The 23845-nt window shown below is 43.1% G+C and carries 23 protein-coding genes; 17 read left to right on the top strand and 6 right to left on the bottom strand.

The features are described 5' to 3' along the window. Window positions 1-211 precede the first annotated feature (211 nt). Entirely contained in the window at window positions 212-610 is a 399-nt protein-coding gene (locus JRG66_RS15565; RefSeq protein WP_265163679.1) for an acyl-CoA thioesterase, read from the top strand. Here the strand turns inward: JRG66_RS15565 and JRG66_RS15560 are convergent. From JRG66_RS15560 to ribD, 4 genes are read right to left on the bottom strand one after another with little or no spacing between them, the layout of a single operon-like run. Beyond that, window positions 607-1221, bottom strand: coding sequence for an IMPACT family protein (locus JRG66_RS15560; RefSeq protein WP_265163678.1), 615 nt, complete (start codon window positions 1219-1221; stop codon window positions 607-609). The genes JRG66_RS15565 and JRG66_RS15560 overlap by 4 nt on opposite strands. Next, entirely contained in the window at window positions 1212-2090 is an 879-nt protein-coding gene (locus JRG66_RS15555; RefSeq protein ID WP_265163677.1) for an EamA family transporter, read from the bottom strand. Before JRG66_RS15555 ends, JRG66_RS15560 begins: the two co-directional genes overlap by 10 nt. After that, window positions 2087-2695 carry an HAD family hydrolase gene (locus tag JRG66_RS15550; RefSeq protein WP_265163676.1) on the bottom strand — a complete coding sequence of 203 codons (609 nt, stop codon included), beginning with the start codon at window positions 2693-2695 and terminating at the stop codon, window positions 2087-2089. Before JRG66_RS15550 ends, JRG66_RS15555 begins: the two co-directional genes overlap by 4 nt. Beyond that, window positions 2688-3737 (bottom strand): bifunctional diaminohydroxyphosphoribosylaminopyrimidine deaminase/5-amino-6-(5-phosphoribosylamino)uracil reductase RibD, encoded by a 1050-nt coding sequence (gene ribD / locus JRG66_RS15545; protein ID WP_265165471.1) that lies wholly within the window; start codon window positions 3735-3737, stop codon window positions 2688-2690. Before ribD ends, JRG66_RS15550 begins: the two co-directional genes overlap by 8 nt. Before the next feature lie 29 nt (window positions 3738-3766). Here ribD and JRG66_RS15540 point away from each other — a divergent pair, with 29 nt between their 5' ends. The 6 genes from JRG66_RS15540 (at window position 3767) to JRG66_RS15515 (ending at window position 12695) form a co-directional block, all read left to right on the top strand. Next, complete coding sequence (locus tag JRG66_RS15540) at window positions 3767-4252, top strand: GNAT family N-acetyltransferase (RefSeq protein WP_265163675.1); 486 nt, start codon at window positions 3767-3769, stop codon at window positions 4250-4252. Between the two features lie 251 nt (window positions 4253-4503). Continuing rightward, window positions 4504-5349, top strand: coding sequence for a peptide chain release factor N(5)-glutamine methyltransferase (gene prmC, locus JRG66_RS15535; RefSeq protein WP_265163674.1), 846 nt, complete (start codon window positions 4504-4506; stop codon window positions 5347-5349). Further along, window positions 5346-6011, top strand: coding sequence for a VOC family protein (locus JRG66_RS15530; RefSeq protein WP_265163673.1), 666 nt, complete (start codon window positions 5346-5348; stop codon window positions 6009-6011). The genes prmC and JRG66_RS15530 overlap by 4 nt, the downstream gene beginning before the upstream one ends. Then, the gene (gene ligA, locus JRG66_RS15525; protein WP_265163672.1) at window positions 6008-7999 is read left to right on the top strand and encodes an NAD-dependent DNA ligase LigA; all 1992 of its coding nucleotides are present in this window, start codon (window positions 6008-6010) and stop codon (window positions 7997-7999) included. The genes JRG66_RS15530 and ligA overlap by 4 nt, the downstream gene beginning before the upstream one ends. A 573-nt stretch (window positions 8000-8572) precedes the next feature. Further along, complete coding sequence (locus tag JRG66_RS15520) at window positions 8573-12337, top strand: PAS domain S-box protein (protein ID WP_265163671.1); 3765 nt, start codon at window positions 8573-8575, stop codon at window positions 12335-12337. After that, window positions 12306-12695 (top strand): response regulator, encoded by a 390-nt coding sequence (locus JRG66_RS15515; protein ID WP_265163670.1) that lies wholly within the window; start codon window positions 12306-12308, stop codon window positions 12693-12695. The genes JRG66_RS15520 and JRG66_RS15515 overlap by 32 nt, the downstream gene beginning before the upstream one ends. Before the next feature lie 143 nt (window positions 12696-12838). Here the strand turns inward: JRG66_RS15515 and JRG66_RS15510 are convergent, their stop codons facing one another. Both JRG66_RS15510 and JRG66_RS15505 read right to left on the bottom strand, forming a co-directional pair. Beyond that, on the bottom strand, window positions 12839-13750 hold the full coding sequence (locus JRG66_RS15510; protein ID WP_265163669.1) for a bifunctional metallophosphatase/5'-nucleotidase: 912 nt from the start codon (window positions 13748-13750) through the stop codon (window positions 12839-12841). After that, window positions 13750-14502 carry a 5'-nucleotidase C-terminal domain-containing protein gene (locus JRG66_RS15505; RefSeq protein ID WP_265163668.1) on the bottom strand — a complete coding sequence of 251 codons (753 nt, stop codon included), beginning with the start codon at window positions 14500-14502 and terminating at the stop codon, window positions 13750-13752. Before JRG66_RS15505 ends, JRG66_RS15510 begins: the two co-directional genes overlap by 1 nt. 177 nt (window positions 14503-14679) lie before the next feature. Here JRG66_RS15505 and JRG66_RS15500 point away from each other — a divergent pair, with 177 nt between their 5' ends. From JRG66_RS15500 to JRG66_RS15455, 10 genes are all read left to right on the top strand, one after another. Further along, a complete protein-coding gene (locus JRG66_RS15500) occupies window positions 14680-15366 on the top strand; it encodes a hypothetical protein (protein WP_265163667.1) in 687 nt (228 codons plus the stop codon). A 108-nt stretch (window positions 15367-15474) separates the two neighbouring features. After that, window positions 15475-16173: a hypothetical protein gene (locus tag JRG66_RS15495; RefSeq protein ID WP_265163666.1), complete on the top strand. Its 699-nt coding sequence runs from the start codon at window positions 15475-15477 to the stop codon at window positions 16171-16173. Between the two features lie 57 nt (window positions 16174-16230). Continuing rightward, the gene (locus JRG66_RS15490; RefSeq protein WP_265163665.1) at window positions 16231-16746 is read left to right on the top strand and encodes a DUF6913 domain-containing protein; all 516 of its coding nucleotides are present in this window, start codon (window positions 16231-16233) and stop codon (window positions 16744-16746) included. Next, window positions 16739-17611 (top strand): 4-hydroxy-tetrahydrodipicolinate synthase, encoded by an 873-nt coding sequence (dapA, locus tag JRG66_RS15485; protein ID WP_265163664.1) that lies wholly within the window; start codon window positions 16739-16741, stop codon window positions 17609-17611. Before JRG66_RS15490 ends, dapA begins: the two co-directional genes overlap by 8 nt. A gap of 106 nt (window positions 17612-17717) precedes the next feature. Beyond that, window positions 17718-18539: an outer membrane protein assembly factor BamD gene (locus JRG66_RS15480; RefSeq protein WP_265163663.1), complete on the top strand. Its 822-nt coding sequence runs from the start codon at window positions 17718-17720 to the stop codon at window positions 18537-18539. 9 nt (window positions 18540-18548) lie between these two features. Continuing rightward, entirely contained in the window at window positions 18549-18875 is a 327-nt protein-coding gene (locus tag JRG66_RS15475; RefSeq protein ID WP_371875317.1) for a DNA-directed RNA polymerase subunit omega, read from the top strand. Window positions 18876-18881: 6 nt separating this feature from the next. Continuing rightward, window positions 18882-20093, top strand: coding sequence for a bifunctional phosphopantothenoylcysteine decarboxylase/phosphopantothenate--cysteine ligase CoaBC (gene coaBC, locus JRG66_RS15470; RefSeq protein WP_265163662.1), 1212 nt, complete (start codon window positions 18882-18884; stop codon window positions 20091-20093). Continuing rightward, the gene (porD, locus tag JRG66_RS15465; RefSeq protein ID WP_265163660.1) at window positions 20086-20973 is read left to right on the top strand and encodes a type IX secretion system protein PorD; all 888 of its coding nucleotides are present in this window, start codon (window positions 20086-20088) and stop codon (window positions 20971-20973) included. The genes coaBC and porD overlap by 8 nt, the downstream gene beginning before the upstream one ends. Before the next feature lie 271 nt (window positions 20974-21244). After that, entirely contained in the window at window positions 21245-22897 is a 1653-nt protein-coding gene (gene recN / locus JRG66_RS15460) for a DNA repair protein RecN (RefSeq protein ID WP_265163659.1), read from the top strand. A gap of 49 nt (window positions 22898-22946) precedes the next feature. After that, the gene (locus JRG66_RS15455; RefSeq protein WP_265163658.1) at window positions 22947-23771 is read left to right on the top strand and encodes an enoyl-ACP reductase FabI; all 825 of its coding nucleotides are present in this window, start codon (window positions 22947-22949) and stop codon (window positions 23769-23771) included. Window positions 23772-23845: the final 74 nt, after the last annotated feature.

Genomic DNA, 23845 nt, shown 5'->3' with positions numbered 1-23845 from the left:
TCCGGAGTCTAAATTTATAATGCGTTTGTTAGTAGTGGTTTCCATAAGAAAAAGAGAAAATGTCTTTCTCCCCGGTTTTTTAGAGCAACAAATATGTGAACAAATTATCTGAAAAAAAAACGTTTGCCTACTTGAAATTTAACAAAAATTTTAGCATACTTCGTTCACTGTGAAAGTACAAAACCGAATCAAATAATTCATTAAAAAAATCATGAAAAGCCACTTCACCTATGTTAAAGTTCGATATGCAGAGACAGACCAAATGGGGGTCGTGTACCACGGCAACTATGCACAATATCTTGAAATTGCACGTATTGACTGGCTTGCTGCTCTGGGGATCTCATATCGTAAAATGGAAGAAGGAGGAGTGATGCTGCCTGTTTATGAATTGAACCTGAAATTTAAAAAATCGGCGAAATTCGATGATGATCTTAAGATCATTACACGCCTGAAAAAGAAACCGGGAGTTCGGATAGAATTTGAATACGAGATATTCAATCAAAACGATGAATTATTAACCGAAGCTGAAACCACCTTAATATTTATGGATATGGAAAAGAACAAACCCATCAGGTGTCCGCAGCCCATTCTTGAAAAGCTAGGGTTTTAAACATCCAGCTCTTTAATGCCTACCTTATATGTAGCATCAAATTTTTCGTAGATCCTTTCGGCTTCACTTTTTCTAACTGTAATAATAATTTTACAATCCAATTCTAGTATTTGATCAACTACATTTAAGTTATTTTCCTTGATCACCCGCATCACTTTGTTCATCTCTGGATAATCAAAAGAGATCTCAAATTTAAGGTCGATGGTGCGGGTAACGATGTTAGATTCCTCCAGCGCCATTTGGGCCGCAGTTTTGTAGGCGTTGATCAAACCACCAACCCCCAGTTTTATTCCTCCAAAATAGCGCACCACCACAATGAGAATGTTTGTAACTTCAAACGACTGAATTTGCCCGTAAATAGGCATTCCTGCCGAGTTTGAAGGTTCGCCGTCATCATTGGCCCGGTAGTGAAAATCACTTTTTCCCAATTGCCAGGCATAGCACCAGTGCCGCGCAGAGTGGTGCTTCTTTTTAAGCTCTTCAAGCAGTTCCTTTACTTCTTCTTCGGAAGTTACAGGAAAAGCATATCCGAAAAACTTGCTGTTCTTATCTTTAAAAAGAACTTCAGCCGAAGGTTTCGAAATGGTTTTATAAGTGTCTTTTACATCCATTCTTCAGAAGTTGCGATTAAAATAATACTCGCTACCGCCAGTAATATCCCAATCCAGTTCTTTGGTAACATCCTTTCCTTAAATAACAGAATTCCGAGGAAGGTAGAGATCATTACAATGGCCACATTGTTTATTGGAAAAATTGTAGAACTTTCCATGCCCTCAGTGCGCAGGGCGAGCACCAGGAAATAGATCGAACCAAAGTTAGGGATTCCCAAAGCCACGCCGCCAATGACATTTTTGAAGCTGAAGTTTAAATTCCCCCTCAATTTCTGAAAGAGCAGGATGAAAACTCCTATAGTTCCTGCAATGGCAAAAATAGTGGATGAGAAAAGGGCTACATCGGCTTCGGCCACATATGAAGTTTCCAGAAATTTAAGGGTGGTATCAATAATTCCGCTGCCAAAGAACACCAGGAGCGGAAAGATCAGGTTCCTCTTTTTGATCTTAATGCCCTCTTTCTTTTTAATGGAAGTTAGATACACCGCTACAAGAGCCAGGATGATCCCTGTAACTTTTATCCAACCCGTACTTTCATTATAAAGGATGATCCCGAAAAGTACAGGAATGGCCACCGACATTTTGGTAGCGACAGAGACTACCGATAATCCGCTTTTTTGGGTGGTAAGGGCTGCGAGGTAGAAAACCGAAATAAACATAAACCCAAGAATAAAAGTTCCCAAAAACCAGGCTTCCGAAAGCACTTTTAGCGGATCTAATGGTTGCGCATCAACGAACATTCCCGCCGAAAACGCGAAAAAATAGTTGAAAATAATGGCCTGTAGCGTATTGATCTTAAAGCGCTCAAAAAGTTTGAAGATCACAAAGATCACACTTGAAGAAAGTACACTTAACAGCAGGTAGATCAAAACAATTCGCTTTTAATGGTGAAAAGTTGGGTCACATCCTGGGTAACGGGATCAATATTCCAGGTGTGAATGCCCAGTTTTGCAGCCGCTTCGGTATTTTCCCGGGTGTCATCAATAAAAAGCGTTTCCTCCGGATTTAAATCGTGTTGTTGCAGTACAAAGTGGTAAATTTCAGGATCAGGTTTGCGAAGGTTGATCTCCTGCGAAAGGTAAAATGCATCAAAACAATTTTTAAACTCCTCAAAAAAGGGGATATTCTGCTTCACCCAATCAATATGAATGTGGTTGGTGTTGCTCAGCAAGATGAGTTTGTATTTCCTCTCTTTTTTTAATTGCTGAAGAAATTCCAGCCGGTGCGCCGGAAAATCGATTAAAATGGAATTCCACGAATTTATAAATGCTTCGGAAGTCAACTTCGGAAAAGATTTGCAATACCCTGAAATGAATGCTTCCGAAGAAATCAATCCTTTTTCATAGGCCATATTCTGCTGCAGCATTTCCCCTGAAAAACGGGATATTTCGAACTTCTTTAGTTCCCGTGCAGTGGCCGGTTTATCGAGGTTGAGAAACACATCTCCAAAATCAAAGATGATGGTTTTAATCATTGAAAATAACTTTTAAGTGGTCCTGGTCTACTTTGGTTTCAGAAATAAGCCTGCCGGTAACTTCGGGAGCTTTAATTCCTGCTCTAAAATGAGGTTTTCCGGTGAAAATCCGGGCTTCGTCCCACAAACCTGCATCAATAAAGGTTTGCAGGGTTTGCCGGCCGCCTTCAATGATCACCGACTGAATTTCGTGGTGGAAAAGCACCTCACAAACCTGTTGCGCCAGGTCTCCTTCAAAATCAAGGCTCTCAAAAATGACATTTTTGGAGCTCCTTTCTTCCGAAGCTTTTTCAGTGAGAACAATGGTCTTCACCGATCCGTCAAAAAGATGAGAATCTGCCGGAATTCTCAGAGTTTTGTCCAGCACAAGCCTAACCGGGTCATTTCCCTGCCACAGCCTGGTGTTGAGTTGAGGGTTATCGGCTACGGCAGTGTTCGTGCCCACCATGATCGCCTGTTCTTCGGCGCGCCATTTGTGAACCAGCTGTTTTGAATATTTTCCGGTGATCCAAACCGGCTTTCTTTCGGCATTTTTGGCAGATAAGGGCGCTAAAAATCCGTCGCTGCTCCGGGCCCATTTCAGAATAACATAAGGGCGTTTTTTTGTGTGAAAGGTAAAAAAGCGTTTGTTGAGTTCGCGGCATTCCTGTTCCAGAACGCCCACTCTTACCTCGCAACCGGCATCCATAAGTTTCTTAATTCCCTTGCCGGCAACTTCCGAAAATGGATCTACAGTACCAATAACAACTTTTTTGATTCCGATGTCAATGATCAGGTTGCTGCAGGGAGGGGTTTTTCCGTAGTGGCTGCAGGGCTCCAGGCTCACATATATGGTGGATTTTGGTAGCAGGCTTTTATCCTTTACCGAATTCACGGCATTTACTTCGGCATGGGGTTCCCCGGCTTTTTGGTGCCAGCCTTCGCCAATAATCACCTCATTATGAACAATAACACTGCCCACCACAGGGTTGGGATAGGTCCTTCCAAGCCCGTTTTGCGCCAGCTGAATACAGCGGTTTATGTATTTTTCATGTATCTTCACCGTCACAAAAATAGCATTTAATAGAGAGAATGAGCAGTTATGTAATACGGGAAATTAAACCCGAAGACAATGAGCAGGTTAAAGAGTTAATAAGGAGCGTGCTGGTGGAAATGGGCGTTCCAAAAGTGGGGACAGCTTATGAAGATGCCGCCCTTGATGATATGCATGCCGAATATAATACGCCAAAAAAAGAATATTTTGTTGTTGAAGATAAAGGCAGGATCATTGGAGGCGCGGGGATTGCACCTTTAGCCAACTTTGAAGGAGCTGTTTGTGAGCTTCAGAAAATGTATTTCCTGCCCGAAGTAAGGGGAAAAGGTGTGGGCACCCAAATGATGACTACCTGCCTGGAATTTGCCAAAAAGCAGGGGTTCCAAAAATGCTATATTGAAACCCTGCCTTATATGAAACAGGCGCAGAAGCTTTATATGAGGTCCGGATTTGAGTCTTTGGAAAAACCCTTGGGTGACACGGGACATTACAACTGTACGGTGTGGTTGATAAAGGATCTTTGATCTAAAATTCCAATATTTTAAGCACCAAATTCCAAGTATAAATTCCAAATTCCAAATACCAAGCACCAAGCACCACGTATAAATTCCAAATTCTAAATTCCAAATTCCAAAGATGAGTTGAAGATTTGGGAATTTGAAGATTTGGAAATTAAAGACCTGCGGATATCTGCACAGATCTGCGAAATCTGCGGGAAATACTTTTTTGTAAAATCATTGCGCCCTCTGCGAGAAAACAGACCAGTTAAAAAAGAATGAAAATAACAGCCTTTAAAAATACCTTTTTTGACACCCTGGAAGGAGAGTACCCTAAGGAGGAAATTGGTTCTTTCTTTAATATCCTGCTTCAGGAGTTTACCGGGTTAACCAGGTTGGATCTTGCACTCGATCTGCAGCGGGAACTTCCGGAAGAAGCTGAGGGGAAGCTGAGGGCTGCATTACAAAGGCTTCGGCAGCACGAACCCCTTCAGTATATTACCGGGACAACAGAATTCTTCGGAATAAATTTTCAGGTGAATTCGAACGTGCTGATTCCTAGGCCGGAGACCGAGGAGCTGGTGCAATGGGTGCTCAACGACCTTAATGCTTCCGAAGAAATTAGAATTTTAGACATTGGCACCGGCAGTGGCTGTATTGCGATTTCGCTCGCTAAACATTTACCCAAAGCTGAAATCACAGCCATAGATATTTCTGAAAAAGCCCTTGAAACAGCAAAACGCAATGCCGATTTAAATAAAGTAGCAGTGAACTTCATTCAAAAAGATATTCTTGCGGCTGAAAAGCTGCCTGCAAAGTTTGATGTGATAGTTTCCAATCCGCCTTATGTGCGGGAGCTCGAAAAAAAAGAGATGCAGCGCAATGTGCTCGAGCACGAACCTGAAACAGCACTTTACGTAAAAGACCACGATCCGTTGATCTTCTACCGGAAAATCACAGAGCTGGCAGCCGATAACCTGGAACCGGGCGGAAAACTTTATTTTGAGATCAACCAGTACCTGGGGAAAGAAACGGAAGCACTTTTAGCTGAAAAAAATTTCGCAACCAGCTTAAAAAAGGATATTTTCGGAGTAGACCGCATGCTAAGAGGAATTAAATTATGAGAATCGAATTTCTGAAGCTTTATACTCCGAATGTCAGGGCGCAGTTTCGCTTTTATAGCGAAGTGTTGAGGCTGCCGGTGGAAAAGCTTTCAGAAGAAAAATTTAGGGTGAAAGCAGGTTTTTCGATCCTCGAATTTGAAGAGGACAAAAATGCAACTCCTTATCATATAGCTTTTCACATTCCGGCGAACCAGGAGGGAAAAGCCCTTCAGTGGCTAAAAGAGCGGGTGAAAATCCTGCCCGATGATGGCAAGGAGATCATTGATTTCCCAGCGTGGCAGGCGAGATCGGTTTATTTTTATGACGAAGATTCGAATATCCTCGAATTTATTTCCCGCCGACATATGTATGAATCTGCTTCCGAAGAATTTTCTTCAGCAAACATCAAAGGGATCAGTGAAATTGGCCTTGCCACCTCAAATGTGGAAGAGCAGTTTAATTTTCTGAATTCTGAATTTGGCCTCACAAAGGTCACCGGAGATTACGAGCATTTTTGTGCCACCGGTGACGACGAAGGGCTTTTCATTATCATAAACAAAGAACAAAAAGACTGGATACCCGTTGGGGACAAAGCCTATCCATCTCCTTTTGAAATAAAAATATCACTCCAAAATGCCATTTTTGGAGCCTCATTTAAGCACGAAAGACTAAGTCTTCTATGAAACCTGAAGAAAAAATCCAACAGCTGCGGGAAGAACTTCACCGCCACAACTACCTGTATTACGTACTCGATAAGCCGGAAATTTCCGACTATGATTTTGACCAGAAACTGAAAGAATTACAGGAGCTGGAGCAAAAACATCCGGAATTTTATGATGAGAACTCCCCAACTTTAAGAGTTGGTGGGGCTGTGACAAAGAATTTCGCGACCGTGGTGCATGAGCACAGGATGTATTCTCTCGATAATTCTTATTCAAAGGAAGACCTGGAAAACTGGGAGAAAAGAATAGAGAAACAGGTGGATGGAGAGGTGAATTTTACCTGTGAATTGAAGTATGACGGGGTGTCAATTAGCCTTACCTATGAAAAAGGGGAATTTAAGCAGGCCGTGACCCGGGGCGACGGGATTCAGGGCGATGATGTCACTAAGAACGTGCGTACCATAAGGTCTGTTCCTCTTAGACTGAAAGGCGATTATCCCGAAAAGTTTGAAATTCGGGGGGAAATTGTGCTTCCGTACGAAGGTTTTGCGCAGCTCAATGCTGCCCGCGTGGAGGCAGGAGAAGAGCCTTATGCGAACCCGCGGAACACAGCTTCGGGAAGCCTGAAGCTGCAGGACAGTGCCGAAGTTGCCCGCCGGCCATTAGATTGTCTATTGTTCAGCTTAACGGGGAACCTTCCGGGCATAAAATCGCAGTACGAAGGCCTGCAAAAAGCGAGGGAATGGGGCTTTAAAATTCCTGCGGAAGCTAAACTGGCCAAAAACCTGAAAGAGGTGATGGAGTTTGTAAATTACTGGGATGTGCACCGGCACGATTTGCCTTATGAGACCGATGGCGTGGTGGTGAAGGTAAACAGCCTGCAGCAGCAGGAAGAACTGGGATACACCGCAAAAGCCCCGCGTTGGGCCATGGCATATAAATTCAAGGCCGAGCAGGTTTCCACGAAATTGAACAAGATCAGCTACCAGGTAGGCCGCACGGGGGCGATAACTCCGGTGGCAAACCTGGAACCCGTACAACTTGGAGGTACAACGGTAAAAAGAGCTTCTCTTCACAACGCCGATCAAATTGAAAAACTCGACGTTCGGGAAGGGGACGAGGTTTATGTGGAAAAAGGAGGAGAGATCATTCCGAAGATCGTGGGAGTAGATTTCACTAAAAGAGATCCGGATTCCAATCCTACTCAATATATCACCAATTGCCCAGAGTGTGATACACCATTGGTGAGAAATGAAGGCGAGGCACAGCATTATTGTCCTAACTTCAATGGTTGTCCGCCACAGATCATTGGCAGGATTCAGCATTTTATCTCCCGGAAAGCCATGGATATTGAAGGCCTGGGAGGGGAAACGGTGGCACTTCTGGTAAATGAAGGCCTCATTGGAAACTACGCCGATCTCTATGAATTGAAGAAGGAGCAGATATTACCACTGGAACGTATGGCTGAGAAATCGGCTGAAAACCTGATCAATGGCATAGAAAAGTCAAAGCAAATTCCTTTTGAAAGGGTACTTTTTGCTTTGGGAATCCGCTATGTAGGGGAAACTGTAGCCAAAAAACTGGCGAAGGAGTTTAAAAATATTGATGCTTTGAAAAAAGCCAATCAGCAGGAACTGGAAAAAGTTGACGAAATAGGCCAGAGAATTGCCGAGAGTGTGGTGGAGTTCTTTGCAGATGAAGAGAACGTAAAAAATGTGGAACGGCTGAAGGATTACGGTTTGCAGTTAGAAATTTCTGCCGAGAAACTTGCCGGACAAACCAATAAACTGGAAGGCCAGACCTTTGTGGTTTCTGGAGTATTTGAAATGTCACGCAATGACCTGAAGAAGCTTATTGAAGACAATGGCGGAAAAATTTCAGGATCCATTTCATCCAAAACCAGTTATGTGGTCGCAGGTGAAAATATGGGCCCCAGCAAACTTGCAAAGGCTGAAAGTCTTCAGATCCCAATCATTGAGGAGAAGAAATTCCTCAAGATGATCGAATAGTTAGGCGCTGAAAGAAAGTATGGCGCTTAATATTACCGAAAGAATCACAAAGATGGTGAGCATCGATCTCTCCTGGAAATCGAAGTGGTCATAGCTTTTTTGAATTATTCTTTTAATCATGGCAGTTTTTTTATTACAATGTCATTTTCAACTAAATAAGAGTGGGCAAATTTAAATTTTTATTCAGTTGCAGCTGCTCCAAAAACATATTTTAACCCAAATTTGATGTTACTTTAATTCGGGCTTCCCTATCAGAAATAAAATACCCGGACTTATGTATTTAATTGTCAATAAGTTTGGTTTCTTTTGGCCTGCAAAATTACTGCAATGCCTATGTATATTTTATGATCCTGCTCACCTCATTATTCCAAAAAATTCACTAAAATTAAGTCTGTTTTTACCGGGTAATTTGTCATGGGCGAATGTTTGTCGGGAAGTGATGAGGAGCTGAAGGTGGTGAAAATCAATGTGTAGGATTAAAGTTAAAATTTAAGCCGCTGATAGTCTACTTTTAAAAAAAGTATATTTTCGTTTTGAATTGCAGGTTGCCGATAAAAAATCATTTCATCGATTATGTTTGAAAGGGTCGTGAATAATTTTGTTCTTTTTTCTTCTTCAGAAAGTCTTTCTGCAGAAGTTGCCCGGCTGATAGGAAGGGGGAATATACTGGTGTTTTCAGTAAAAGAAGAGCTTTTAAAGGCTGTTCATTCCCTAAATGAGGGCAGCGCCAGATTAGTCATTGCCGAATACCAGGAGAAGTTTGATGATGTGTACCCAGATCTTATTAAAAATCTGCACATTCCCCTTATTCTCATTATAGGCCCTGAAAATGAAGAAAAAGCGCTGCGCCTTCTTGAAGCCGGGGCATACGAATACATTTTTAATGACAGGCTAAAGAGACTTCCTCTGATTATAGATAAAATTAAGCTGCGGAATCAAAACGCTGCGGATAAATCCAAAATGGCCTATCAGTCAATTTTTGAGAATAGTATAGATGCAGTCCTTTTTACTGTGCCCGGGGGCAGGATTTTAGCAGCAAATCCTTCAGCCTACAGGATGTTTCAAAGAACATCTCAAGAATTATCAGAGCTTGGCCTTAATGGAATTATAGATGATTATGCTGTAATTCCGAAGGGACTTCTGGAGCCCAAAAGCTCTGAAGCGGGTTTTGTGGGGGAGATGATCCTGAAAAGAAAAGACGGCTCCAGCTTTCCTGCAGATGTATTTTCCGCAGTATCATTCCACGAAACAGAGAATGCCAGAACCGCAATAGTCATCATCCGCGATATTTCGAGAAGAAAGACAGCAGAGGAAGAGTTACTGCTGTCAAAGAAGAATTATGAACATTTGTTTGAATTCAATCCGCTTCCAAACTGGATATTTGATCTTGAAACCCTCGAAATCCTGGCAGTTAACCGGGCCGCAGTGAATTATTATGGCTATACAAAAGAAGAGTTTTTAAACTTCTATCTCAGTGATCTCCGGCCTCAGGAAGAAATTCCGGTTCTTACTGCCAATTTGCAGCGTATAAAGGATGAAAAGGGATTGCTTAATATAGGTAATTTCATTCATAGGAAAAAAGATGGCTCTTTAATTACTGTTGAAGTGCACGGGTACAGTATTCTCTTTAAAGGCAGGAGCTGCCGACTGGTAACCGCTATTGATATCACCGAGAGAGAGAGGATCATACAAAAGCTTGAAGATAAGAGCAAAAAACTTCTTTGGGCCGAAGAATTGGCGAAATTCGGGTACTGGCAGATAGGAGTGACAGGTAATGATTTTTTCTGGAGTGATGAGGTTTACAGGATATGGGGGCGAAAAAAAGAGGATTACAACCTAGATTTTGAAGGTTTCCTGCAAACCATACATCCCGATGATCTCGAGACTTTTCTGCAGGAGCGCGGTGCCGCCCTTTCCGGAAGTAAGGACATGGATTTTGAACACCGGATCATCCTGCCCGATGGTAGTATCAAATGGGTGCATGAAAAAGGAAAACTGGTTAAAAATAGCAGGGGGGAACCTGTAAAGCTGGAAGGCTCCATACAGGACGTGACAGATTATAAAGACGCTATGCTGAAGTTAAAGCAGAGTGAAAGCAGGCAGCGTGCCATTCTCAAGTCCCAGACCAACTACCTCACCAGGATAGATCTTAAAGGGAACTATTCTTATGTGAATGATAAATTTATCAGTGATTTTAGCTGGATCTTCCCCGATGGAGTTTTAGAAGGTAAAAATGCTGCTGAAAGCGTGCTGGAATACGACCGGGAAAAATTTACCGGAACTTTGAAAAAATGCCTAGACCACCCCAATCTGGTTCAGCAGATAGAAGTTGATAAATTGCAGAAGAACGGAAAGGCAAAACCTACTTTGTGGGATTTTATATGCCTTACAGATGCCAAAGGAAAGCCGGTGGAGTTCCAGGGCGTGGGAATTGATATTACAGACAGGGTAGAGGCAGTGCGCTCTCTCAAGGAAACCAATGCCCGTTACGAACTGGTTTCCAAAGCTACTTCTGATGCTATTTACGACTGGGATATTCAAAGGGATCGGCTTTTTTGGGGAGACGCCTTTTATGTCTTGTTTGGTTATTCCCCCGAAGAATTTTCTCCGTCACTGGATTCCTGGGTAAATTGCATACATCCCGAAGAAAGGTCGTTGATGCACGAGAGCCTGTCCCGTACCATTAAAGGCACTGAGAATCATTGGGAAGCCGAGTACAGGTTTCAAAATGCCAACGGGAAATACTCTTTTGTGGTAGAAAAAGGTTTTATTCTTAGGGATGAGACTGGAAAAGCCCTTAGAATGGTTGGGGCGATACAGGATGTGACCGAAAGGAAAAAACTGGAGGAGCTGCTTGATGAAGCTTCCAAACTTTCACGCATAGGGAGTTTTGAATTCGATTTTGTTCAGGACACCGTGTACTGGTCTCCGGTTACCAAAGAGATCCATGAAGTGGCGCCAGATTTTAAACCCGATCATGAAAAAGGGATCCTCTTTTGTAAGGAAGGTGAAAACCAGGAGCGAATGAAAACGGCACTTAAAAACGCTGTAGATAATAATGTGCCTTACGATCTTGAGGTGCAGATTCTCACTGCAAAAGGAAATGAATGCTGGGTGAGAAAGATAGGCCGTCCAACCTTTGTAGATGGTAAATGTGTTAGGATAAACGGAAGCGTGCAGGACATTTCGCATATCAAAAACTCGGAGTTAAAGGCTTTAAAAGCTTCCGAAGAAAAGCAGACCATTCTTGAAAGTATTGGCGATGCGTTCTTTACCGTTGATAATGACTGGGTGGTGACCTACTGGAACCAACATGCCGAAAAATTACTCGAAAGCCATAAAGACCGCATTCTTGGAAAGAACTTTTGGGAAGTTTTTCCCGATGCCGTTGGTACTAAATTCCACACCTGCTATTACAAGGCTTCAAAAGAGCAGAACATTGTTGATTTTGAGGAATATTTTGAGAGGGTGAACAAATGGTTCGATGTGACTGCATATCCTTCTAAGGGCGGACTTTCAGTATATTTCAGGGATGTGACCGAAAGAAAAGAATCGGAGTTGAAGATCATCGAGCTCAACAAAAACCTGAAAGCCTATACCGAAGAACTTGTTTCGGCGAACAAAGGCCTGGAGCAGTATTCTTACATCATTTCCCACAACTTGCGGGCTCCTGTAGCAAACATTATGGGGCTGGGCGAACTCCTCAAAGAAGAGTATCCTGTAGAAGTTAAAACCAGGTTTCAGGAAGAGCTGCTTGCTAACGTCAAACGGCTTGATGTCATTATCAAAGACCTGAACAACATCCTGCAGGTGAAGGTAGATATGAGTGAAAAAAAGGAGCCTGTCATGTTACAGGGGCTGGTTGAAAATGTAAAATCGGGGATTGGCCAGGTAATTCAGAAGGAAAATGTTCAGATAATCACCAATTTTTCTGAAGTGCCTTCCGTAAATTCCATAAAAACCTATCTGCACAGCATTTTTTACAACCTTATCTTTAACAGTATAAAATATCGCAGGCCCCATGTTCCTCCCGTAATAGAGATTACTTCCGAAGAAAAAGCGGGTAATGTGATTCTCACTTTTAAAGATAACGGGTTGGGAATTGACCTTTCAAAAAAGGGGGATCAGATCTTTGGTTTGTACAAACGTTTTCATCACCACGTAGAGGGGAAAGGGATGGGGCTTTTTATGGTGAAGACCCAGGTAGAGCTTTTGGGCGGAAAAATTGAGGTGAGCAGTGAAGAAAACCAGGGAACTCGATTTACAATCGAATTTAAACCGGAGAACGGGATAAAGAAACTAGAAGATGAAGAACCCGAAGCAGTATATAATAGTTGATGATGACCGCACCAATAACCTGATATGTGAATATGCGGTTAGGGCTTATGATCCCGGTGCCGTGGTGATGAGTTTTACAGATCCTTACTTGGCCCTAGCACATCTAAAGCGAGAACTGGAGGCTCAAGAGCAGGTGCCAAGGGTATTGTTTGTTGATGTGAACATGCCCGTTATGTCTGGCTGGGAATTTTTGGCAGAACTAGAAAAGCTGGACAAAGGAATCACTGAAAAATTCAGTATCAATATTTTATCTTCTTCTACTGAAGACTTCAATGAAGAGCGGGAACAGTTTCCGTATGTGCATGATTTTCTTTCAAAACCCCTCTCAAAATCGGCCCTGGAAGAGCTGCAGCCATAACCTTCCAAAAATGGCATTTTTGAAAGCTCTTTATACCGACTTCCATACTTCGGAAGGCCAGGCTGTAAAGTGTCAAAAATGGCATTTGGCTCAAGTTTTCTAGACAGGTTCTTTTCTGAAACCTCCTGGAATAGGTTCTTCAGCTAAACAACTATAGCTGCGCCCTCGCCGTTCTTTTTTCCTGAAGCATCCAGGTAAAAATCGATTCTTCCCAGGTTAACACCGGCCCAGCCCACCTGATTGATCAATACTTTTTCTCCAATTGCATTGAGTACCACCGATGGTTTTGGAAGAAAGGTATGTGTATGCCCGCCAATGATCAAATCTATATCTTTAGTGGTAGCGGCAAGTTTCTGGTCACTTATTTTATCGCCCTGGTATTCGTAACCCAGGTGGGAAAGGCAAATTACCAGTTCGCATTTTTCCTCGTCCTTTAACTGCTTCACAATGGTTTTGGTAGTGTCTACCGGGTCGAGATATTCTGTTTCTTTATAATGCTTTTTTGCCACCAGGCCTTTAAGTTCAATGCCCAGTCCAAACACGCCAATCTTTATTCCGTCTTTTAAAAAGATCCTGTAGGGTTTGATCTGCCCTTCCAGTACAGTATTCTCAAAATTGTAATTGGTATTCACAAAAGGGAACCGGGCGTGAGGCAGTTGAGCCAGCAAACCATCAATGCCATTGTCAAAGTCGTGGTTGCCAATGGTGGCGGCATCATAGCCCATTTTGCTCATCAGCTTAAATTCGAGTTCGCCGCCATAGTAGTTGAAATAAGGCGTTCCCTGAAAAATATCTCCCGCATCGAATAACAGCGTATTGGGATTTTCCTGCCTTATTTGCTTTATGAGCGTGTACCGGCGGGCAGCACCACCCATGCCGGGATATTGTGCGTGCGCCCGGGCAAAAGGTTCTATGTGGCTATGCACGTCATTGGTGTGCAAGATGGTGATATGCTTAAGCTTTTTAGGGGGTGTGAAAGATAAAAGGCTTAGGCTGCCCAGGCCTGCCAGGGTTCCGGCAGCGGCTGTGTTCTTTATAAACTTGCGTCTTTCCATTATTCTGCTTTAATAAAACGTTGATCTCTCACCGGCCTCAAAGTATCTTTGGCTTTAAAATAATCTATTAAAAGGTTCCTGATCTTGTAATCAAGGCTGGTCGTTTCCAGGGCTTCTAAAAAGAACGTCATGTTGTCTCCGCCTTCGAGCAAGTAATCGTTGGTGGCTACATAATAAATTGCCGAATCTTCTAAAGGCTTCCCCTGGATCAGGACTTTTTTGATGCTGTTGTCTTTATCGAGCTGTAGTTCGATCCCGGCTACAGGATGGGCAGTTCCCGAATCTATAAGGTATCTTATCATTTCCCTTATAGCCTCTCCTTTTAATGCTGCAACCACCACTTCATTTTCAAAAGGCATCACCTGGAAAGCAGTTCGGGTGGTCACGTTTCCCTTCGCGATTGATGATCTTATTCCGCCGTGGTTCAGCAATACCATATCGATATTCTTTCCGGTACGGGCATTAAAAAGAGGGTTTGAGAGCTCCATCAAGGCATCGGCCAACAGGTTGCCTATTGCCGTGTTGTAGCTTCCGTCAGATTTGCTGAGGTTATAAGGTACATAGGCCAAAACCTCTGCCATCTCTTTGTTGATGTGCTCTTTGTATGGTGTGATGAATTTTTCCAGGGAGTCATTAGCCGGTATGTCGGGCGTTATTTGGATCTGTCTTCCTTCAATGCGGGCTGGGGTGTAGGTGTCGTTAAATTTACATGCCCCGGTTGACAGCAGCAATATGAGTAGGTAGCGTTTCATTTTTAAATTGTAAAAAGACAAAAATATAGGTTTTAGAAAAAGGAAAGCAGAATAAGATGATTTTTTGCAAAAGAAGCAAATATTCTATTTTTTGTAAATTGTTGACAGTCTTAGACAAAATTGTACTATTTTTCTGCTAAATTGATTAAACCTGCTTAAAATTTCTAATCGCAAAGAGTGAAGACAAGTAAACTAGTGCTTTTGCTGTTCCTGGTTCTGGGGGTACTTTTTGTGGTTGGCTATATACTTGGCCTTGAGGTTCTTGTTTACCCTGTAACGGTACTTTTAATTCCGGTGCTTATTTTGTACTACAGGTACAAGGTGAAAGAATGGTTCCTGCCCATGGTTGTCGCCCTGCTTTTATTTTACGTGCGGGATTTGCTGATGCTCGATGGTCTTGCTGAACACCTCATACCAATTTTGTGGTGCCTGGGAGCCGCCCTGTTCATCCTTTACCTGTTTGCGCTGATTGGGTTCAGGATTGCAAAAATTCACCTGGTGGAATTCATCTCCCTCCTTATCATGTATGTTTTTCTGGGATTCCTGTACTACACCATGAGCCAGCTTTTGCCCCAGGTGCTTCCGTCCAGGCAAATGGAAGCTTCTGTCTATATCCTGGTACTTATTGTTTTCCTGGCGGTAACCTTCACCCAGTATATTCTTAAATCTCATTACGCTTCTTTATGGCTTATGCTGGCAGCAGCTTCTTTGGTGCTTTCTGAACTGTCCCTCTTCTTCAAATTGTTCATTATATCAGATATCAGCGTGACCATTTTTTATCCTTTATTCCACGTGCTTGCCTTTTATGCGATGGTGCAGCATGCAGTTCATCGACGAAAAAGCACCTTTCCTCCGGGGTTTTGATAAAATATTCTCTTCTGAAGTGCTTTTTTGATTCGTTTTTCTTAAAATTTATGACAATAAAATTTATTGTTGACAAAATTCCTATATTGCAGACAATTTTCCTGATGAATGAAAAAAAAGGTTATTCTTTCTCTCCTGGCGGTCTCTGCTATGTGCGTTAACCTTACAGGTATTTTTAAAGACGATTTTTTTCTCAGAAAGTTAGGAGAAATCCTTTTCTTTTTCCCGCTAATCCTTTACTACCTGCGGAAGATCCCTTTTAAGAACTTCAATTTTCTGATGTTTCTTAGCATGGCAATGGGCGCAACCCTTTTTTCGTGGGGTGGCAGCATGTGGTATTTTGAACATATTAAGTTGGGAATGTGGCTGATTGGTTATATCTTTTTGGCCAGGGAGGCCATTAAACACACTGAATATGAAAGGGGCAACCGCTTTACCACCCTATATTTTATTGGCGTAATAGCCATTTATGTATATCTGTTATGGGTGCATATCATTGAGATTGAACGCAACCTTGGGCATGAGCTCGCCTTCTGGATCTATGTGCTCTACTACCTCAATATTCTCTTTGTTGCCATTACCGCACTTGTATATTATTTAAATTCTTTTTCAAAAAAGTCCGTTTTCTATATCTGTTTTGCTCTTTCCTTTATTTTTTCAGACATTTTGCGCGATATGGAGGTTTTCTACTTTAGAGATCTGAGTGTAGAGATCGTGGCGTCGCTTATAAAATTTGCCGCGATCAAACTCGTTTTTCTCTTTTTTGTGACCCCCGAAAAAAAACTCAGGCTTTTGCACCTGGTATAGCCTAAAATAGGCAGGTGCGCTTGCATTTGGTAATAAGAATATCGCTAATTTTGCCCGGTGAAAATTCAGGAAATAAGGTTCGCTTTAGCGCGTAAAAAATGGCAGTCTCAGGCAGGTAATTTTGCTGGAAAAAACAGGTTTCAACTCGGCCTTATTCTTGATGCCGAAGATGAGCATGCAGTTTTGCCATTTTTGAAGCTACAGGATGATCTTTCCCTTCAAAAGCAGCAGGTCTCTTTTGTTTTTTGCCGAGAAAAAGCTCTTAAAAATGACATTTTTGAGTACCCCGTGATCTCCAATGCCGATTTTGGATGGAATGGCAGGATTTCTGAAGCTGCTTCAGCATTTTTAAACGCTCAATATGATGTGCTGATTTCTTTTACCGCCCCGGAAAATAAACTGGCCCACTTTCTCGTTTCGGTTTCCCGGGCAGGCTTGAAAGTGGGAAGAAAAATGGATGGCCAAAATGCCATTTTTGACCTGAATATTTCCGTAGAAATTGATGAAGCTGAAGTTTTTATAAGTGAACTAAAAAAATATCTCAAAATATTAAATACAACAACTAATGAATAAATTTATTGGTACGGGGGTCGCCCTTATCACCCCGTTTAAAGATGATCTTTCTGTTGACGAGGAAGCACTTAGGAAACTGGTGAATTTCCAGATTGACAATGGCATAGATTATATGGTGGTTCTGGGAACTACCGGCGAGAGTGCAACGCTTACCGCCGATGAAAAACAACTTGTTATTGATACTGTGGTTTCAGAAAATAACGGCCGCATTCCCCTGGTGCTCGGCATTGGCGGGAATAATACGGCTAAGGTTTGCGAAGAGGTTTCAGGTACAAGCCTGGCCGGTTTTGACGCTGTACTTTCGGTTTCTCCATATTACAACAAACCTTCGCAGGAAGGGATTTTTCAGCATTATAAGGCAGTGGCGGCCGCTTCGCCAAAACCTGTGATTATGTATAATGTGCCCGGGAGAACGGGATCAAACATGCTGCCCGAAACCGTAAAAAGGCTTTCCCAGGTAGAAAATATCATAGGGATCAAGGAAGCTGCAGGGGATATTGTGCAGGCAATGAGGATTATTGATGCGGTTCCTGACAGTTTTTTGGTGATTTCGGGAGATGATATGGTGACATTGCCTATGGTGCTTGCCGGTGGTCATGGTGTAATATCGGTAATTGGGCAGGGCTTTCCGTCCGAATTTTCCAAAATGCTGCGCCTGGGGCTCGAAAAAAAAGTGGATGAAGCTTACCAGTTACACTATAAGGTAGCACCGGCTATAGATCTTATTTTTGCTGAAGGTAATCCCGTGGGGATAAAGTCCCTGCTTAAGATGCGGGGTATTGGAGAGAATAAGCTGAGGTTGCCGCTGGTTCCTTCCACCGAAAACCTGGACCGGAAACTTGAAAGCTTTCTGAAAAATTTCTAATTCATAAATCGGCAGAAATCCTTCGGTTTAAGCCGAATTTCTGCTGAAACTAAAGTTTTTATAATAAAGCAGAAAAGAGTATTTTTGCCAGATGTTAAAATTCAGGATGAAAAAAGTAATCTTATTATTAGGGGTAATTTTTCTCTTTACCTCTTGTGGTGAATATCAAAAGGTTTTGAAGAGTGAAGATACAGGGCTTAAATATTCAACTGCAGAGAACCTGTACAACGAAGCCAAGGCAGGCGAGGGGAACAGCCGAAGAAAATTCAGGAAAGCACTCAGGCTTTTTGAGCAGCTGGTGCCCGAATTCAGAGGGAAGCCCCAGGGGCAGAAACTGACCTTTATGTTCGCAGATACCTATTATGAGTTGAACGATTACTTTCTTGCAGGCTACCAGTTTGAGCGTTTTGTAGAGAGTTATCCTGATAGTGAAAAGCTGGAAGAGGCTGCATTTAAAGGAGCCAAGAGTTATTACTTTCTTTCGCCGCCCTACTACCTAGATCAAACTGAAACCATTAAAGGAATTGGAAAACTTCAGGAGTTCATCAACCGTTTCCCCGAAAATGAGCAAATGGACGAGGCGAACCAGCTGGTTACAGAGCTTAGGGTGAAACTGGAGCGAAAAGCTTACGAAATTGCCAAGCAGTACCACCACACCGAAAGTTACATTGCAGCCATGGCGGCATTCGACAATTTTATAGCCGAGTATCCTGGTTCCCCTTTCAGGGAAAAGGCATTGTACTACAGGTTTGAATCGGCTTATCTTTACGCCATCAACAGCTACGCTTACGCAATGCCCGAAAGGCTGGCGAAGGCAAGGGAATATTATGAAGATTATGAGCGCTATTACCCCAACGGGGAATTTATCGCCCTGGCAAATACTGCTTTAAAAGACATTGAAAACAAAGAACAACAATTAAAAATCTGAGACTGGAAAATGATAGATCTAAAGAGAACAGATGCTCCGCTAAACACTACGACGCTTGATAAGAACAAGATCGACGCTTCTACAAATAACATTTATGAAGCGATCTCTATTATCTCAAAGAGGGCAACGCAAATAAATTCTGAGATCAAGAAAGAACTTCTTGAGAAACTGGATGAATTTGCCACTTACAACGATAGTCTTGACGAGATCTTTGAGAACAAAGAGCAGATAGAGGTTTCTAAATTCTACGAGAAATTGCCTAAGCCACATGCGCTTGCAGTTCAGGAATGGCTTGAAGAAAAAATCTACTATCGCAATACCAAGAGCGAAGAATAATACGCTATGTCTGTAATAAGCGGCAAAAAAGTACTTCTCGGCGTTACCGCGGGTATAGCCGCTTATAAAACAGCATTTTTGGTGCGGCTGTTTATAAAAGCCGGGGCGCAGGTGAAGGTGATCATGACCCCTGCAGCCAAAGAATTCGTTACCCCGCTTACCTTATCCACGCTTTCCAAGAACGAGGTGATCTCTTCTTTTACCAAAGAAGAAGATGATAACGATCAATGGAACAATCACGTGGAACTTGGCCTTTGGGCCGATCTTATGCTTATCGCACCTGCTACTGCCAATACCCTTTCAAAAATGGCACAGGGGCACAGCGATAACTTCTTACTTGCTACCTATCTTTCAGCCAGGTGCCCTGTGTATTTTGCGCCGGCAATGGACCTTGATATGTACAAGCACCCCTCTACATTAAAGAATTTTGAAAGTCTCAGGTCGTTTGGCGATATTATGATCCCTGCAGCATCTGGAGAACTGGCCAGCGGGTTATCTGGGGAAGGCCGTATGGCCGAGCCCGAAGATATTGTGCAATTCATAGAAGATCAGCTCGCTGAAAACCTTCCGCTTCGGAATAAAAAAGTACTCATAACCGCAGGGCCTACATACGAAGCTATAGATCCCGTTCGTTTTATAGGAAACCATTCCAGCGGAAAAATGGGGTTTGAACTCGCCGCAGCAGCTCATGCTGCCGGGGCCGAAGTTACTTTGATTTCGGGGCCTACCCATCTGGAGAAGCCTGCTGAAGGTATTAAACTGGTTAGGGTGCAAAGCGCTGTGGAAATGTTTGAAGCCGCGACTGCAAGTTTTCCTGAAGTTGATGTTGCCATCGCATCGGCTGCAGTATCTGATTATCGTCCGAAGATCTCTGCCACCCAGAAGATTAAGAAATCGGCAGAGACTATGGAGCTCCAGCTGGTAAAGAACCCCGATATTTTGGCTTCGCTGGGAGAATCGAAACAGCATCAAATCCTCATTGGTTTTGCATTGGAAACCGAAAATGAAGAAGAGAACGCTCTTGGGAAATTGAGAAGGAAAAACCTCGATTTTATCGTACTCAATTCCCTGAATGATGCCGGTGCCGGATTTAAAGCGGAAACCAATAAAGTCAAACTGCTGTTTAAGGATGAGAAAGTAAAAGCTTTTTCGCTGAAGTCAAAAAAAGAAGTAGCTCAGGATATCCTGAACGAAATAATCCTGTTGATCAATGAATAGAGCAATTCTTTTCCTGTTTGCCTTTTGCTTTAGCCTGGCCCTGGGGGCGCAGGAGTTAAACTGCCAGGTAGTGGTGAATTCTGAACAGACAGGGCAGGCCAATGCGGCGGTTTTTAAAACCCTGCAAAACGCTCTGGGTGAATTTGTGAACCAAACCCGCTGGACCGACAAGGAGTTTCTTCCTCAGGAGCGTATCAATTGCAGCATGTTCATCAATATTACGAGCTATGACGGCAATAATTTTTCCGGGAGCATTCAAATTCAGTCTTCCCGTCCGGTCTTTGGCTCCACTATGGTTACGCCTGTTTTTAATTTTAACGATGAGCAGCTGGCTTTTGAATATTCGGAATACGAGCCGCTAGAGTTTAGTCCAAATCAGTTTAATTCAAACCTGGTTTCGGTAATTGGGTTTTATGTTTACACGATCCTGGGGCTTGATGCCGATACTTTTAATGAGGAGGGTGGAACGCCTTACTTCCAGGTTGCCAACCAGGTAGTGGGTACCGCCCAGCAGAGCTCTTACAGTGGCTGGAAAGGTACAGACGGCAACAGGTCTCGTTTTCAGCTTAACGCCAACCTGCTTTCCAACTATTCGGGTTATAGGCAGGCGATGTACAACTATCACCGCCACGGGCTTGATGTGATGCACATGGCGCCACAGGAAGGCAAGGAAGCTGTGGCCGAAGCAATAATGAATTTGCGGCAAATGAACAGCCGGCGCCCCAATTCCCTTTTGCTCCGTACCTTTTTTGATGCCAAGGCCGACGAAGTGGAACAGATCTTTAGCGGCGGACCATCCGTAAACACCCGCGAAGTAGTGGAAGCCCTCAACAATCTCGCCCCTACTTTTTCTGAAAAATGGTCTAATATTGTGTATTAGTAGTTTCGGCACAGATTGTAAATCTGCACCAAGAGAAGTTGTATTTGATAATTAAAATCAGCGACAACAATGGCTGTTCAAAAATGCCATTTTTGAAAGGGACCAGGTTTTTCAGCAGTAACATTTCAAAAGTTTCAGGTACGAGTTTCTTCTGCGGAAATTAGTCGGCGGAATTTTGGTGCCGGCCATTAGATTCTTTTAAATTTGCGCCCTGTTAATTGCTTACTGCCCATAAAATTTTGCCTTATCTTTAACCAAAATTTTTATTCTCTTGCTTACAAGCCTTTCTATAAAAAATTACGCGCTTATTGAAGATATCCAGATGGACCTTCAAAGCGGTTTTACGATTATTACAGGAGAAACCGGTGCGGGAAAATCTATTATGCTGGGCGCTCTTTCGCTGCTCTTGGGAAAGCGTGCCGATTACAGCGCCATAAGGGATAAAGAAAAGAAATGTGTTATTGAAGGCAGCTTCAATATTTCTTCATACCACCTGCAGGATCTTTTTGCCGAAGAAGACCTTGATTTTGAGGCGCAAACCATTATAAGGAGGGAGATCCTGCCTTCGGGGAAGAGCAGGGCGTTCATAAATGATACTCCGGCAAACCTTTCTTCCCTTCAGGTACTGGGGGAAAGGCTACTGGATATCCACAGTCAGCATGAAACGTTAAGCCTGGGCGATAACGATTACCAGTTCCTGGTTATCGATTCCCTTGCGGCAAATGCTTCCAGGCTCAAGCAGTACCAGGCAGAGATGCAGCAGCTAAAAGGGCTGCAGAAACAACTGCAGCAGTTGAGGGAAGAGCAGGCGCAGGCCACCAAAGAATACGATTACAACCTTTTTCTGCTCACCGAGCTGCAGCAGGCAAAGCTGGTAACCGGCATGCAGGAAGAACTTGAAGAACGCTACGAAGAGCTGAGCAATGTAGAGCAGCTTACAGATCAACTGGGGAGTGCCGTGAACCACATTCAGCAGGAAGAGATAGGGGCTGCGGCCGCTTTGAGGGAAGCAAAGAACAATTTACAGCGCATTTCGGGCATTTCAGGTAATTATCAGCAACTTTTTGAGCGGCTGCAGAGCGTGAATATTGAGCTGGATGATATTGCCCTGGAACTCGAATCGGCTCTAGATAAGGTAGAAGCCAACCCGGCAGAGCTGGAGCAGGTGAACGCCAGGCTTCAGGTGTTGTACAACCTTCAGAAGAAGCACGCTGTGGCTACCGTAGAAGAGCTAATACAAATCGAGGAAGAGCTGGTAAAAAAAGTAGCGGTTTCAGAAAATGCCGAAGAAGAAATAACACGTTCAGAAAAAGCCATTTCAGAAAAGAAAGAAGCGCTGCGTAAGATAGCAACCAATCTTCATGCCGCCCGAAAAAGTGTGATCCCTAAGTTTGTAAAAGAGATAGAGAGTATACTTGCCGATCTTGGGATGCCAAACGCTACTCTAAAAATTGAGCTGGAGCAGCAAAAAGACTTTTTTCACAACGGGCATGATAAGCTCAACTGGTTGCTTGCCGCCAATAAAGGCGGAAGCTATAACGACATCAAAAAAGCTGCTTCGGGTGGTGAATTGTCGAGAATAATGCTGGCGGTAAAAAGTATCCTGGCCACTTACAGCAAGCTGCCCACCATTATTTTTGACGAGATAGACACGGGGGTATCGGGCGATATTGCTCAAAAAATGGCCGGTATCCTTCAAAAAATGGGTAAAAACATGCAGGTTCTTGCCATTACCCACCTTCCGCAAATTGCCGGAAAAGGGGACAGGCACTTCAAAATTTATAAAGAAGATGCCGTGCACAGCACCATCACAAATATTAAGGAACTTAAAGGAGAAGAGCGGGTTGAGGAGCTGGCCATGATGCTGGGGGGCAAAAACATTAGCGATTCTGCCGTCGCCCATGCGAAAGCGCTTCTGAATTAAAAGATGTTTATTATATTTACCCGCTTAATAAAAACTATAAAACCAAGCCATGTCATATAATCTACTTAAAGGAAAAAAAGGGGTCATCTTTGGAGCCTTAGACGAAAATTCTATTGCCTGGAAAACCGCTATGCGTGTGCATGAAGAAGGAGGGGAGTTTGTACTTACCAACGCGCCTATTGCCATGCGAATGGGAAATATTAAAGACCTTGCCGAAAAGACCAACTCCCAAATTATCCCTGCAGATGCTACCAGTGTAGAAGACCTGGACAATCTTGTAGATAAAGCCATGGAGGTTCTTGGTGGGAAACTCGATTTTGTTCTCCACTCTATAGGAATGTCGGTCAATGTTCGAAAAGGGAATCATTACACCGATATGAATTACGATTTCACCACCAAAGGCTGGGATGTATCGGCTGTATCTTTCCATAAAACCATGCAGAGCCTTTATAAAAAGGACGCCATGAACGAGTGGGGGAGCATTATGGCCCTTTCTTACATCGCTGCCCAAAAAGTATTCCCAGATTATAACGATATGGCCGATAACAAGGCATATCTTGAATCTATTGCCCGCAGTTTCGGGTATTTCTTCGGAAAAGAGAAAAAAGTAAGGGTGAACACCATTTCCCAGTCGCCAACGCCTACCACCGCTGGTACCGGTGTAAAAGGTTTTGACGGATTTATCGCATATGCCGATGAAATGTCGCCGCTTGGAAACGCAACAGGAATGGATTGTGCCAACTACATCGTGGCGATGTTCTCAGACCTTACAAAAAGAGTGACCCTTCAAAACCTTTTCAACGACGGTGGTTTCTCCAACATGGGAGTAAGCCAGCAGGTGATGGAAGCTTTTATAAAGGGCAAAGGAGAGTAAGCTAGTTCAAATATCGATAGTAAGAGGTCTCAAAAATGTCATTTTTTGAGGCCTCTTATTTTTAGGGTCTGTCC

Source organism: Salinimicrobium tongyeongense, assembly GCF_026109735.1.
GTDB lineage: Bacteria > Bacteroidota > Bacteroidia > Flavobacteriales > Flavobacteriaceae > Salinimicrobium > Salinimicrobium tongyeongense.
The sequence above is the reverse complement of the archived record's forward strand: the minus strand, read 5'-3'. Positions and strand labels throughout refer to the sequence as shown.